Source organism: Kordia jejudonensis (genome assembly GCF_001005315.1).
Classification (GTDB): Bacteria; Bacteroidota; Bacteroidia; order Flavobacteriales; family Flavobacteriaceae; genus Kordia; species Kordia jejudonensis.
Map to the genome: position 1 here is coordinate 1 of NZ_LBMG01000105.1, position 257 is coordinate 257.

The window sequence follows — 257 nt, forward strand, 5'->3', positions numbered from 1 at the left end:
AACCGTTACATTGTTTTCATTGTTTACAATCTCTGCCTCTGAAAGCGTAAGATCGAACACTAGAATTCCATCGGTATCATCATCACAGTCTGTCAATGGCTCTGGCATGGTATTCGGTGTTGGAACCGGAAGCACACGAAGGGTCATGGTAATATCAGTGGTACATCCAGCAGCATTGGAAGCTCTGATGTAGATCACTTGTGGATTCTCCACATTTTGATATGCTGTTGGATCGGCTATAGGTGTATCACTAGCCA

1 protein-coding gene is annotated in these 257 nt (G+C 44.0%); it reads right to left on the reverse strand.

Translation table 11 applies throughout. The features are described 5' to 3' along the window. Positions 1–257, reverse strand: a 257-nt coding sequence (locus AA089_RS25285; RefSeq protein ID WP_046759314.1) for a hypothetical protein, incomplete at both ends; no start/stop codon positions are given.